The following is a 13,250-nucleotide window of genomic DNA, read 5'->3' as shown; positions in this document are numbered from 1 at the left end:
CCGTGGGCGCCGGTGCTCCCTCACGCACCGGCGCCCACTCACCCCTGCCCAGGGTGGCTTGTCGTCCTGCTGACGGGCGTCAGGGGACGAGGATGAGGCGGATCGGGTCGCCGATCTTGTTCTCCAGTCGGTGGACGGCGTCGGCGGCCTCGACGAGCGGGATGTGGTCGGTGATGGAGGGGGCCAGGTCGAGGCGGCCGGCCGCGGTCAGCTGCACCAGCTCGGAGACGGACTCGGGGAAGCCGCCGTAGTGGCCGCGCACCTGCTTCTGCAGGTAGTTGAAGGTCAGGCCCTCGGTGATGGTCAGTGGCCGGGGTGTGATGCCCACCAGGATCAGGGAGCCGCCCAGGCCGAGTACGGAGGCGGCCTGGTCGCGGACGGCGGGGACGCCGGCGCAGTCGAAGGCGAAGTCGAGGCCGCGTCCGCCGGTGGCTGCGCGGACCTGGTCGGCGAAGTCGGGGGCTGCCGGGTCGAGCGCGAGGTCCGCGCCGAAGGCCAGGGCGCGCTCGCGGGCGCTGGGCAGCGGGTCGACGGCGATGATCGGGGCGGCGCCGACCAGGCGGGCGAGGCGTACGTTGTGCGCGCCGACTCCGCCCACGCCCCAGACGCCGACGGACTGGGCGGCACGGACGCCCGCGGTGGCGACGACGGCGGCGTAGGGGGTGGAGACCGCGTCGGGGATGATCGCGGCCTGGTCGAAGGGGAGGCTGTCGGGGATGGGGATGAGGGTGTCCTCGCGGGCGATCACGTACTCGGCCCAGCCGCCGTCGTAGTCGATGCCGGCGGTGAGCATCTGGGTGCAGGGGCGGTGGCGCACGCATCCGGCGCACTTGCCGCAGGTCTTGCCGGCCTCCAGGGTGACGCGGGTGCCGACGGCCAGGCCGCGCTTGAGGTCGGGGCCGAGCGTGTGGATGACACCGGAGACCTCGTGGCCGACGGTGATGGTGTCGGAGGTGGCGAACAGCGGGACGAGGGAGCCGTCGAGGAGGTGGACGTCGGAGAGGCAGACGCCGGCGGCCTTGACCTCGATGAGGACCTCGCCCGGGCCCGGCACGGGGATCGGGACCTCTTCCACGGCGAACTTCTTGCTGTCCAGGTGGAAGCGTCCGGCGAGCATGGTGTCCATGGTGATCTGCTTTCTGTGAGCGGCACGGCCCGGTGGTTCGGGCCATGGGTGCCATGGGGTGTCTGAATGGCTGGTGCGGCCGGGAGGCGTGCGGGGGAGGCAGGACGTCCGCACGCCTCCCGGCGGCTGGGGGTCAGCGCGCCTTGACGGCGTGCGACGGTCAGGCGAAGACGTCCTGCTGGTAGCGCTCGTCCTCTTCGAGCTGGGCGAGCCACTGCTGGGCGGTCTCGTCGTCGCTGCCGGTCTTCTGGCGGTGGATGGCGGCGAGTGCCTCGCGGACGGCGGGGGCCATGCGGCGGCCGTCACCGCAGACGTAGACGTAGGCGCCGTCCTCGATGGCCTGCCACACCGTGTCGGCGGCATTGGCGATGGCGTTCTGCACGAACCGGGCCGGGTGGCCGGTCACCGCGGAGAAGGCGGTGTGCACCTGGGCGATGCCGGCCTGCTCCCAGTCCTGCATCTCCTGGCGGTAGAAGTAGTCGTGCTCCGGGTGGCGGCAGCCGACGAACACCTGGGACAGGCCCACCTGGGTGCCGTTGGCGTGCTGTGTCGCCCGCTCCTCCAGGAAGCCGCGCAGCGGCGCGATGCCGGTGCCGGGGCCGATGAGGATCAGCGGCGTGGCGGGGTCGGCGGGCGGTGCGAAGGTGGGGGAGGGGACGCGGACGTAGCCGTAGATGACGTCTCCGGGTTCGAGGCTCGCGATGTAGGAGGAGCAGGTGCCGCGGTACTGGCCGTCGCCGGACAGGGCCGGGCCCTCCAGCAGGCCGACGGTCAGGCGCACGTGGCGTGGGTTGGCGGACGGGGCGGAGGAGATGGAGTAGAAGCGGGGTCGGATGGGGCCCATCATCTCCAGGAAGACCGCCAGCGGCAGCTCGACCGCGGGGAAGCGCTCCAGCAGGCCCAGCACCGAGATGCGCTTGCCGAGGATCTCCTTCTGGTAGCGCTCCTCGGCCTCCTGGGTGTCGGCGGTGTACGCCTGGAGCTGCGGCCGGGTCCACGGGCACTCGGTGTGCTCGGCGAGCGTCTGGATCTGGGAGCGGGTGGCCACGTCCTGCAGTTCGAGGAACTCGGTGAGCAGGATGCCGGCGGTGACCGGGGTGCCGACCGGCAGGTGGGTGCGGCCACCGGCCGGCTGGTCGAGCCGGAGCACCTGGTCGTAGTCGACGCCGAGCCGCCTCAGTGCGCGTTCCACCAGGGCGAGTTCGTTCTTGGCGAAGACGGCCAGGTGGTTGCCGGTGTCGTAGGTGACGCCCTCGGGCAGCTCGAAGGTGATGGACTTCGCGGACGGGCGCGGCGGCTCGATGCTGAAGTCCCACAGGCCGGTCGCGTCGGCCACGAGTTCGTCGTTGGTCACCACGGTGAGCGGGTACGCCTGCTCGGAGACGATGGCGGGGCGCACGTCGGACTCGGTGAGCAGCTGGACCTGGTAGCGGGGGCCGCTCGCCTGGGAGGTGTCGGCGGCGTACTCCTCGGCCAGGGTGGCCCACAGGGTGTTCATCCACCGCGTGGCCATGCCGTCGAAGTCACCGGCGGCGTCCGCGATGCCGCGCTCGACGATGGGGGTGGCGCCGGCGGCCAGCAGACCTTCCTCGATCCGCTTGGGGAATGCCTGGTAGGTGGCCACCCACTGGGTGTTGCCGGCGCCCAGGAGCGCGTACCGCACGTTGGACAGCGAGCCCTCGGGCAGGCCGGCGGAGAGCAGGTCGTCGAAGCGCTGGGCGTTGTCGGGGGCCTTGCCGTTGTAGCTGGCGGCGACGACGGCGAGCAGGCCCTCGGAGGGCAGGTTGTCACCCAGCTCGTCCAGGCTGATGAGGGTGGTGCCGAAGCCGGAGCGCTCGCCGCGGTCGGCGATGGTCCGGGCCAGGTCCTCGCAGGAGCCCAGGCTGGAGCCGTAGGCGACGGTCAGGTTCACCCCGACACCGCTGACCGCTGCCGGCGCCTGCGTGTCCCCGGTCTGCACGTCCGCGGCGCCGAAGATGGTCCGCTCGTGCTCCTGACGACGGCGGACGATCAGTTCGAAGTTGCCGGGCTTGCGCGTCAGCGCCTCCCGGGGGTCCATCTTGTAGTCGTTGGTGTCGGAGAACTTGAACTTCTGCAGCACCAGCGCGAGGGCCAGGCGGGCCTCGGTGAGCGCGAACTGGCGGCCGATGCAGGCACGTATGCCGTTGCCGAACGGCTTGTAGGCGTGCGGGTGGTGCTGGACGCGGTTCTCCGGCAGCCAGCGGTCGATGTCGAACTCGTCCGGCCGCTCCCACGCCTTGGGGTGGGTGTGCAGCGGGCCTTCCAGGATGAGGACCTTCGCACCCTTCTTCAGCTCGTAGTGGCCGCCGATGACGGTGTCCTCCCGCGCCGTCTTGCCGAACGACGGGATGGGAGCCCACAGGCGCAGGGTCTCGTCCAGGATCCGCGGGATGACGTCCAGCTGCATGATCGTGTCGTAGTCCGGGACCGTGTCACCTGGCATCAGCCGGTCCACCTCGGCGTACGCCTGGGCCAGCACGTGCGGGTTGCGCATCAGCGAGTACGTGGCGAAGGACAGCAGGCCGCTGGTGGTCTCGTGGCCGGCGATCAGGAACGTCAGCACCTGGTCGCGGACGTTGTCGTCGTACAGCCGCTTGCCGGTCTCCGGGTCGGTGGCCTCCAGCATCAGGCCCAGCATGTCCTCCTCACCGCCGCCCTTCCCCTCGCGGCGCTCCTTGATCACGCTCTCGACCAGCTCCTGCATCAGCCGGACGTTCTCGCCGTACTTCTTGGCATCGGCCTTGCGGAGCTTGGTCATCATCGGCAGCTCCTGCGAGCGCCGCAGCGACTCCACCAGCGCGCCCAGCAGCGCGTTGAGGAAGGGGTGCAGCTCCTCCTTCTCGAAGGAGTCGAACCGGTAGCCGAACCCCGACAGGGCGATCGTGTCCAGCGTCAGCCGGGTGTAGTCGTCGGTGATGTTGACCGACTGACCCTCCTTGCGCTCCCACTTGCCCGCCAGGTTCTGGGCGATCTCCAGCATCTGCCCGAAGTACGCCCTCATGGCCCGCTGGCTGAACGCCGGCAGGAGGATCCGGTGCGCCATGCCCCACTCCTCCTCGTGCTGGTGGGCCGTGAACAGGCCCGCGCCCGCGAAGTCCCGGACATGCTGCAGCGGCGTCTTCTCGATCTGCTTGAAGAACCGCGTCTCGTCGGAGACCTCGGCCACCAGGTCCGGGTCGTAGACGAAGATCTGCTCGATGCCGGCGATGTCCAAGCCGTAGATGCCCTCGGGGAACTGCTTGGACAGCTCGGCGAAGTACTCGACCGGGTTGGTGTCGGGGATCTGCGGCGTGTTGCCGAGCAGGGGGATCCCGCGCGGGGACCGGATGGGGCGAAGGTCGTTCGCGGAGTGCGTGGTCATGTCTTGCTCCTCTGCGCGGAGGGGGTGGAGGGGGATGGGCAAGGGCGCGCTGCGTAGGTCGATGCCGTGGCGCCGTACGGAAGCATACGTCGTATGGAATTGAAACCATACGCGGTACGGAAAGTGGAGTGCAACCCTGGGAGTCCAGGTGGGGGTGTGGTGAAGCTCATTTCCGTACCATGTACGGAACTGGTACCGTACGAGGTATGGAAAAGAAGGTGAGACGTCCCCCGCGGGGAACGAGGAAGAGAGACGTGCCTCTGACGGAGGCCGGTATCTATGCCGCCGCCCTGCGGCTCATCGACGAGGACGGCGTCGAGGCGCTCACCATGCGCAAACTCGCCACCGCGCTCGACGCGAACCCGATGTCGCTGTACCACCACGTGCCGAACAAGGAAGCCGTGCTGCGCGGCGTGACGAGAATGGTCGGAGCGCAGTTCCGCACCGTGATACTGGAGGACGCTCCCTGGCAGGAGCGGATCCGGCTGCTCGCCACGGACTTCCGGGCCCTGGCGCACCGTCACCCTAAGCTGCTGGCGTACTCGTTCAGCCACCAGCCGGACTTCATCCAGCCCGACGACCCGTTCTGGACCGCCCTCACCGCCATCGTGGCCGCTGCCGGGGTACCGCAGTCAGAGGTCTCGAAGATCGCCGCACTCATGGTCGCCGTCGTCATTGGTGTCCTCACCGCAGAACTCAACGGCGCACTCCACCAGTGGTCGACCCTCAAGCCCCACGGCCCTGAAGCCGACGAAGACGGGGGCACGGACGCACACCCTGGCTCTACGGGTGCGGCCCCCGAAGGCCCTGACCAGGACCACATGTTCCGCCTCGTGATGGACACGCTGATCACGGGCCTGGAAAGCCGCCTCACCGCCGGTCGTGACGGCCGGCACGCCGGCCATTGAGCCAGTCAGCCTGAGACGCTGCGCCCCAGGCACTGGCGGCTGAGGCGCGCCCGCAGTCGGGTGATATCAGGCTGCGACACAGGGGAGCCACCCCGTCACATCGGGTGAGACCGCCCGGCGGGGTGGTTCCACATCCAGCCTCTACACGGCAGCCGTATGCCTACGCTGAACCGTGAAATGACCATGGTCGTTGGCTTGTTCCTGGTCTCCCTCCTGAAGGGGGAGACCGTCGGCCTCGTCGAGCTGAATCACCCGCGTCATCCGTTCACCGAGGCGGCTACGCCGCCGAGTGCTCCCGCCCGTGAGCGCGAAGTGGCGCCCCGTACCGGATGAGACATACCCGATCTCTCGCTCCGATCTTTTCTCTCTTCCTCCATCCCCCACCCGCGTCCGGAGGGCTGCCCCCATGTCCCAGAACGCCACCGTCGCTGCTTGCGGCGCCGAGACCACACCCGAGAATGTGCCCGACCTGTCGCACCTGCGTCGCTGGTGGATTCTGTTGGTCATCTCCCTGTCGATGCTGATGGGTGTCCTCGACGGCACCATCGTGAACATCGCCCTGCCGTCCGCCCAGCGCGACCTGGGCTTCTCGGACGCCGACCGGCAGTGGGTGGTCACCGCCTACGCGCTGGCCTTCGGCAGCCTGCTGCTGCTCGGCGGCCGGGTCGCGGACCTGGTCGGGCAGAAGGTGACCTTCCTGGTGGGTCTGGCCGGCTTCGCGGTCGCTTCCATGGTGGGAGGTGCGGCGAACGGTTTCGCCATGCTCGTCATCGCGCGCGCCGTCCAGGGCCTGTTCGCCGCCCTGCTGGCCCCGTCCGCACTGTCGCTCCTGATGACCACCTTCACCGAACCGCGCGAGCGGGCGAAAGCCTTCACCGTCGCGGGCTCGGTCGCGGGTGCCGGCGGAGCCATCGGCCTGATCCTTGGCGGAGTGCTGACCGAGTACCTGGACTGGCGCTGGACCATGTACGTCAACGTGGTCTTCGCCGGGGTGGCGTTCGTCGGCGGCGTGGCACTGCTGCACCGCACCCCGCGTGACACGTCCTCCAAGCTCGACGTCCCCGGCACCCTGCTGGTCTCCACCGGCCTGTTCTGTCTGGTCTTCGGGTTCTCGAACGCCGAGACGCACGGCTGGGGTTCGCTTGCGACCTGGGGCATGCTGGTGGCCGGTGCCGTACTGGTGGCCGTCTTCGGGTGGTGGCAGAGCAGGGCGGCGTCTCCGCTGCTTCCCTTGCGGGTCCTGCTGGACCGTAATCGGGGTGCCTCCTTCGCCGCCCTCTTCGTCACCGGCGCGGGCATGTTCGGCGTGTTCCTGTTCCTGACCTACTACCTGCAGCAGAGCCTCGGTTACAGCGCCCTGAAGACGGGCTTCGCCTTCCTGCCCATGATCATTGCGTCGTCGTTCGCCTCCGCCGTGGCCAACAACGTCGTGGTGCCGCGTATAGGGCCCAAGCCGGTGGTACCGGTGGGCATGGCCGTTGCGGCAGCGGGCCTGGTCTGGATGACCAAGCTGGACCTGAACAGCGGGTACATGGCGCAGGTACTGCCCCAGCTGGTGCTCGTCGGCGTGGGGCTGGGCACCGTCATCGCGCCGGCCATGAGCCTGGCCACTTCCGGTGTGACCGCGGCCGATGCCGGGGTCGCGTCCGCAGCCGTCAACACCGTCCAGCAGGTCGGCGGGTCCATCGGCGTCGCCCTGCTCAGCACCATGGCCTCCGACGCAGCCACCAACTACCTCTCCGGCCGCAATCCCAAGGACCCCGGCGTCCTGGCCCAGGCCGGCCTCGAGGGCTACTCCACCGCCTACTGGTGGTCCGCGGCCGTCTTCGTGGTCGGCCTGGTGGTGACCGTACTGCTGTACCGCCGTGGCGTACCGCAGCACGACGAGAGCGCCGCACCCGCCGTTCATATGTAGCAGGACAAGCAGTGCTTTGAGGGCCCACCTTCAAGGGGGGCGAACAGGGTCTTTGCGGTCCCCTCCCCTGTTCAATGGATGTCCCATAGCGGCCGCGATTCGGGTTCTATCAGCGGAAGGTGTACCAGGTGGAAGATCGAACAGATCCGCGTCTGTTGCGCAGTCGTGAGGCCATGGTCGCGGCGGCCACCGCGTTGCTCACGGAAGGTGGGCTGGAGGCCGTGACACATCAAGCGGTTGCGACTCGTGCCGGCGTCGGCCGGGCAACCGTCTACCGGCACTGGCCGAGCCTTCTCGAGCTTCGCCTGGCCGCGCTGGAGGCCGGCATGCCCCCTCTCCCTCCGGTACCCGAGGAGCTTCGGGCCGCTTCGGGCAACGATCCGCGAGCGGAGCTCATTTACCGTCTGAACGTGCTCGCCGAGCGTTGGGACGACGAGCAATCGGGGGCCGTCCTTGCCGCGGTCCTCGGGGGCTCACGGCACGACAAAGGTATGCGCCGCCTCCGGGAGTCACTGCTGAACCAGATCGCCGACGCCCTGCGTCCCGCGGTTACCAAAGCCGTCGAGCGCGGCCAGCTCCGGCCCGACGTCACCCCCGAGACATTCGCCATGGCCACCGCCGGACCGCTGTTCTTCGAGCGTTTCTTCGCCGGGAACCACCTGGGACGCGACACCGTGAAGGCCGTCGTGGACGCCGCTTTGCGAGGTTGGTCCTAGGTGTATCGGCCTGCGGTCGCGAAGCAAGCCAGGCCATCCGTCTGACAAAGTCTCCGGCTCTCAATTCTTCGCAGCCGGTTACGCCTTCCTTCCGCAGCGCTTCGCCGACCACGTTCGCCGATGCTCAGCTCGCCTGGACGGTGTATATGGCCCCGGTCTCGTAGGGCTCCGGGAACCGCAGCCTCTGGCAGTGGCCAGGACCCTGGAGGCCAGCGTTCGGCTCGCTCGCTCCGGACCACGGACCCGCTCAGACCTCGGCGGCAGCGCCTGGAACCGGCCAAGCCCGACACCCCATCGAGTGCACCGTAACGACTTCCCTACTGTGCTTACCGAGGACGGCGAGGAGCACCGTCGGCTTCGTCCCTGGGACCACGCAGTCGGCGGGGCCGTGTGTGCAGGCAGAGACGATCGACCGCAGGATCAGGGAGGAGGGGACCGGCTTCGCCACGCCCGAGGCTCGATACCAGCACCGACTGATCCTCCCAGCCGGAGAGCTGCGGGACGCACAACGGCAGCCGGCGCTGGCGGCCCGGTTAGGCTACCGGTGCCCGTCTGTGGCTTCGATTGGCATGCTCCGACCACCGTCCTCGACGAGACGGCGGGAAATTGCACGCGCCGTCGCGCGCACGGCCGGTCCGTACCCCGGGTTCGGCGAACCGGTGCCGGGCGCCACGACCGACAACGCCGCGACCACCTCGCCGCCGTCACGTACCGGCGCGGCCACCGTGCTCACCTGCCATGGACGGTTCTGGTGGCCGACAGCGTGATCGCCGCGTCGTACCTCCGCCAGCACGCGACGCAGGTCGGCGGGGGTGCGGATGTCGTCGTCGCCGAACTCCGGCGCATAGGCGGCGATGGCCTGCTCCTGGACGGCCGGCGGTGCGAAGGCGAGAAGCACCAGTCCTACGCCGGTGGACGCCAGAGGAAGGCGGCCCCCCACGCGGTAGCGCACGGGGCTCGCATCACGCGCTGACAGCCGCTCGACGAGCAGCGCCTCCCCCTGGTCCCGCACGGCGAGCAGGACATGCTGACGCGTGACGTGGAAGAGATCCTCCATGAACGGCATCGCCACCGATCGCAGCCCGTGACCACGCGGGGCCAGGGAAGCGGTCTCCAGCAGCCGAAGACCCACGACGAACCGGCCGTCGCCGAGGCGTTCCAGAGCGCCCACTTTCATCAGAGACCGGGCGAGCCGGAGAGCACTGCTGCGGGGGATGCCGCTTCGCTGTGCGAGTTCGGCAAGCGTCTGCGCACGATGGTCACCGTCGAAGCTGCCGAGCAGGGCGAAAGCCCGGTCGATCACCGGTTGTCCCTCAGCCGGCCTGCCCCCGCGTCTCCTGGTGGCACCACCGTCGGCGGTCGCCATTTCATTCATCGGAATCACCGCTGCCAATGTACGGCACGCTTCCTACGGTGGCTGGCACTGACAGGGACCCCGCAAAAAGGGAGAAGGTATGGCCGCGACCGGATTCATCGATGTGCACGCCCACTTCGTCACCGACAGCTATGTGGCGGCGGCTCGAGCCGCGGGTGTCGAACATCCCGACGGGATGCCCGGCTGGCCCGCGTGGAGCGTCGAAGAGCATCTCGACATGATGAAGCGCTCAGGGATCGACAAGTCCTACCTGTCGATCTCCTCGCCCGGAGTGCACTTCGGGGACGACAGCGAGGCCCGCGCTCTCGCACGTGAGGTCAACGAGTTCGGCGCCCGGGTCCGCACGGAGGACCCGCAGCGGTTCGGTCTCTTCGCCTCCCTTCCCCTGCCGGACGTCGAGGGCTCGCTCGCCGAGGCCGCCCACGCGCTCGACGTCCTCGGTGCGGACGGAGTGGTGGTGGAAACCAACCACCATGGCCTCTACCTCGGTGACCCCCGGTTCGAGCCGCTCTGGGAGGAGCTCGACCGCCGCAGCGCCGTCGTCTTCGTTCACCCCACGTCAGCGCCCCACGCCGACGAGCTTGCGCTGGGCCGGCCACGGCCGATGCTGGAGTTCCTCTTCGACACTGCCCGTACTGCCAGCGACCTGCTCTTGCGCGGTGTCCTCACCCGCCGTCCGCGGATCCGCTGGATCTTGACACACGGCGGAGGTGTGCTGCCGCTGCTCGCCGACCGGATGGAACTCTTCCGCACCCACGTCGGCGGCGGCGCCGTCGACGCGCCGAGCGCCGTTGAGCAGCTCGGCCGACTCTGGTACGACATGGCCGGCACGCCATTCCCGCGCCAGGTCCCGGCCTTCGGCGCGGCCTTCGGCACCGAGCGTCTCCTCTATGGCAGCGACTACTGCTGGACGCCCATTGACGCGGTGCTCGCTCAGGTCACCTCCATCGACTCCGCGGTGCAGCCGTCCGCCACCCTCACCTGGCGGGACCTCACCACCCGCAATGCTCGCCGCTTGTTCGACACCGACGCACGGTGACCGCCCGACCTGAAGGACCGTTGTGAGCACATGGGTCCGACGACCGCGGTCGTCACAGCAGCACCGCGGTCCGGGTTGCTCGGGCGGCTCTGTCGTCAGCCGGCGGAGCTGCGGCTGATCCGCCACAGCGTTCTGGTCTGCGAGGTCACCGACTCCAGCAGCACCCAGCCTCACCGCTCGCTGGGGCTGCCGCCACAGCCAGAGCCGCAAGACGATCCGGTTCGAGCAGCGCATCGAACGTCGTTCCTACTGCGCCCCGAGCTCGTGGTCGACGCATCCGCTCACCGCAGAGCTCCGTCCGTCGTCGCGCCTACAGGGAATCCCATGCCGGGAATCCAGCGGACTCCTTCTCGCTCAGCTCGGCCCAGACCGTCTTGCCGTGTCGGGCGTGCCGCGTTCCCCAGCGCTTGGCGAACTGAGCGACCAGGAGCAGACCCCGTCCCCCCTCGTCGTAGGTGCGGGCCCGGCGCAGGTGAGGGGTCGTGCTACTGCGAGATCTCTTCATCGGGCAGCCGCCCGTTCCCAGCAGCCGTCCATGAGTCGAACAGTTCAGCAGGCTCGGCCAGCACTCCGGCTGACCGCAACTCGGCCGTCGTCCACCAGTGGGCTTGCGGGGCGAGCGCGAAGCGGACAAACGGCGGCCAGACTTCCGCTGCAGAGCGCACCACGACGACGTAGACGCCTTCAGATGCGTCCCTGCGGCAGAACCTGCCGATGAGCGGCGAGCTACGGAGCGCGGGAAGGTGGGCTATGCGACGCAGGTAGCGGGTTGCCGCGTGGCGGCTGGTCTCACCAGCGGCGGGTCGGCCGCGCAGTCGCGGCGAACATCCTGACCGAGGCCGGCCTCGACCCGGCCGCCCTCGACGCCACGACTGCGGATATCCACTCACCATGGCGGTGAACACCGAGGCGCAGACGTCCGTGTGCCTGCCTCAGGTCGCACCCGGCCAGGACTCACCCTTCGGCGAGGAAGTGCGCCAGCAAGCGGTCGAAGTCACTGTGGCCGAGCTCGGCCCCCCGGGGTACCACTGCCTCCGTTTCCTGCAGGAACGCCTTGAATTCCTGCGCTGGGGCCTTGAGCAGGGCCGTACCGGACGGCGGGTTGAGAAGGATGTACAAGTCGCGGCAGCCCTCCTCGCCGGTGGGCCATATGCGAACGTCTCCCTCGCCGGCGGGGCCCTCCAGGCCGTCGATCAGCAAATCGCGCCCGATGATCCATTCCATCGGCTCGTCGCTGTCGGCATCGGTGGTGAATGCGGCATGGACCACATAGGGATCACTCGGCTCGTACCGCAGATTCATGATCAGGGGCAGGGACGTCGCATGCACGCCGACAAGCTTCACAGGTAGCCCCTGGATCACAGTTCTCAATGACTTCATCGGGTCTTACTCCTGGTGCTTCGAGTCATCCGGGAAGGACCATCGGAAGGGCTGTCGTCGGATTCAAAGGGGCTGCACAGAGACGCGGTTACTGCGAGGACCGGTGGCGGTCGGCACGAGGACACCCGCAGGAGCAGTTCTTCGTGCCGTCGGCAAGGGCGCCCGGCCGACGGGAGCAGGCGAGGCCACTACTTTTGGCCGGGGCCATCACGGAGATGTGGCCAACGGTGGTTGCCGGACAAAGGGCGCCCTTGGTCTCAGCGATCGACTCTGTACCGGTCGTGGTTGCCGGGGCCCGGTCACGCAGGGCAGAGCCGTCTTTGGACCGGAACGGCACGCTGTCCGAGTCCGAGGAGACGCACATGGCCACACAGGTGCCCTGCTCATGGGTCGGTATCAGCGATGCCGGCAAGGGCCACCACTGGTGGGTCGCCATCGACGACACCGGGACCACCATCGCAGGGCCGCCGGATACCGGCCCTTCTGGCCGCGTCACTCGTCGCAGGCCGACCGTCAGCGCAAGGGAGAGTCCACGGTCGGCGCCAGCAAAGTCTCGTCGAGGCCGACGATCTGGCTGATGTCGAAGCCCTCCATGTCCGCGCGGAATTCAGGACTCGACAGGTATGCCTCCAGCCGCTCCTGCACGTCGTCGGCGTCCTTGTAGGAAACGAGGGCGTACAGCCGGGGAGTGTCGCTTCCGGGCGCCGCGGGCACCGTCCAGACGCCGTGGGTGGTGATCCGGTGCTTGGCCATACCGGGAATGTGCTGGGCCCAGATCTTCTCGTAGGCGGCGAGCGCGTCGGAGCTGCGCAGGGTGTAGACGCGAAGCTGGTACTGGGACATGACACTGGTTCCTTTACATCTGAGCATGGATGGTCGGCGGTCAGCCTTGGGGGAGGAGGTGTGCCAGTTCGGCATCCCAGTCGATGAGTCCGGACTCGGTCCCACGTGGCACCAGAGCCTGGGTGTCCTGAAGGAAGGACGAGATGTCCTGCACGGGGACCTCGAGCAAGGCGGTGCCTGCGGAAGAACCGAGGGCGATGTAGATCGACTCGTCGCCCCGCCCTGCGGCCGACCAGATCCGGACGTCCGCGTGGCCTGCGGAACCCTCCAGACCGTCAGCCAGAAGATCCCGCCCCAGGACCCATTCGACCGGCTCGTCGCAGTCGACGAAGAAGGCGGCACGGACGACATAGGGATCAGCGGGCTCGTAGCGCAGACGTACGCAGAGGGGCAACGAGTAGACGTGCGAGACGACCAGCTGCACGGCCACCTGCCGTTCTACGACCTTCAAGGACTTCTTCATCGGCTTCCGGTCCCGGGTATGGCTCGGCGGTCTCTCACACCGGCCTGTGGCGAAGAGGCAGCGCGGGCGGAGGCGGTGCAGCAGGGCGCGGGCGCCGGACGGC

Annotated in this window: 11 protein-coding genes and 1 pseudogene; 5 read left to right on the top strand and 7 right to left on the bottom strand. The window is 68.8% G+C overall.

Annotation, left to right across the window (positions count from 1 at the left end; translation table 11 throughout):
- Positions 1 to 79: 79 nt before the first annotated feature.
- On the bottom strand, positions 80 to 1,126 hold the full coding sequence (locus ACZ5NH_RS32105; RefSeq protein WP_468780208.1) for a zinc-binding dehydrogenase: 1,047 nt from the start codon (positions 1,124 to 1,126) through the stop codon (positions 80 to 82).
- 160 nt (positions 1,127 to 1,286) lie between these two features.
- Positions 1,287 to 4,508 (bottom strand): bifunctional cytochrome P450/NADPH--P450 reductase, encoded by a 3,222-nt coding sequence (locus ACZ5NH_RS32100; protein ID WP_468780206.1) that lies wholly within the window; start codon positions 4,506 to 4,508, stop codon positions 1,287 to 1,289.
- A gap of 254 nt (positions 4,509 to 4,762) precedes the next feature.
- Between ACZ5NH_RS32100 and ACZ5NH_RS32095 the strand changes: the two genes are divergently transcribed.
- From ACZ5NH_RS32095 to ACZ5NH_RS32080, 4 genes are all read left to right on the top strand, one after another.
- Positions 4,763 to 5,416 (top strand): TetR/AcrR family transcriptional regulator, encoded by a 654-nt coding sequence (locus tag ACZ5NH_RS32095; protein ID WP_468780204.1) that lies wholly within the window; start codon positions 4,763 to 4,765, stop codon positions 5,414 to 5,416.
- Between the two features lie 177 nt (positions 5,417 to 5,593).
- Positions 5,594 to 5,749, top strand: a complete 156-nt coding sequence (locus tag ACZ5NH_RS32090; RefSeq protein ID WP_468780202.1) for a hypothetical protein — start codon at positions 5,594 to 5,596, stop codon at positions 5,747 to 5,749.
- Between the two features lie 73 nt (positions 5,750 to 5,822).
- Entirely contained in the window at positions 5,823 to 7,331 is a 1,509-nt protein-coding gene (locus tag ACZ5NH_RS32085; protein ID WP_468780200.1) for an MFS transporter, read from the top strand.
- A 119-nt stretch (positions 7,332 to 7,450) separates the two neighbouring features.
- On the top strand, positions 7,451 to 8,047 hold the full coding sequence (locus tag ACZ5NH_RS32080; protein WP_468780198.1) for a TetR/AcrR family transcriptional regulator: 597 nt from the start codon (positions 7,451 to 7,453) through the stop codon (positions 8,045 to 8,047).
- Positions 8,048 to 8,585: 538 nt separating this feature from the next.
- On the opposite strand, the gene ACZ5NH_RS32075 is transcribed toward ACZ5NH_RS32080, so the two are convergent.
- The gene (locus ACZ5NH_RS32075; protein ID WP_468780196.1) at positions 8,586 to 9,350 is read right to left on the bottom strand and encodes an IclR family transcriptional regulator; all 765 of its coding nucleotides are present in this window, start codon (positions 9,348 to 9,350) and stop codon (positions 8,586 to 8,588) included.
- A gap of 151 nt (positions 9,351 to 9,501) precedes the next feature.
- Between ACZ5NH_RS32075 and ACZ5NH_RS32070 the strand changes: the two genes are divergently transcribed.
- Complete coding sequence (locus ACZ5NH_RS32070; RefSeq protein ID WP_468780194.1) at positions 9,502 to 10,461, top strand: amidohydrolase family protein; 960 nt, start codon at positions 9,502 to 9,504, stop codon at positions 10,459 to 10,461.
- 310 nt (positions 10,462 to 10,771) lie between these two features.
- Here ACZ5NH_RS32070 and ACZ5NH_RS32065 read toward each other — a convergent pair.
- The 4 genes and pseudogenes from ACZ5NH_RS32065 to ACZ5NH_RS32050 all read right to left on the bottom strand — a co-directional run.
- Positions 10,772 to 10,951: pseudogene (locus ACZ5NH_RS32065) on the bottom strand (ATP-binding protein); the annotation flags it as partial.
- A gap of 464 nt (positions 10,952 to 11,415) precedes the next feature.
- The gene (locus tag ACZ5NH_RS32060; RefSeq protein ID WP_468780192.1) at positions 11,416 to 11,841 is read right to left on the bottom strand and encodes an SsgA family sporulation/cell division regulator; all 426 of its coding nucleotides are present in this window, start codon (positions 11,839 to 11,841) and stop codon (positions 11,416 to 11,418) included.
- Between the two features lie 513 nt (positions 11,842 to 12,354).
- Positions 12,355 to 12,684 carry an NIPSNAP family protein gene (locus ACZ5NH_RS32055; RefSeq protein WP_468780190.1) on the bottom strand — a complete coding sequence of 110 codons (330 nt, stop codon included), beginning with the start codon at positions 12,682 to 12,684 and terminating at the stop codon, positions 12,355 to 12,357.
- Between the two features lie 40 nt (positions 12,685 to 12,724).
- Positions 12,725 to 13,147 carry an SsgA family sporulation/cell division regulator gene (locus ACZ5NH_RS32050; RefSeq protein ID WP_391335123.1) on the bottom strand — a complete coding sequence of 141 codons (423 nt, stop codon included), beginning with the start codon at positions 13,145 to 13,147 and terminating at the stop codon, positions 12,725 to 12,727.
- Positions 13,148 to 13,250 lie beyond the last annotated feature (103 nt).

This window comes from Streptomyces sp. NPDC031426 (assembly GCF_055581585.1).
Note: the sequence above shows the minus strand (reverse complement) of the source record. Positions and strands in the feature narration are given on the sequence as shown.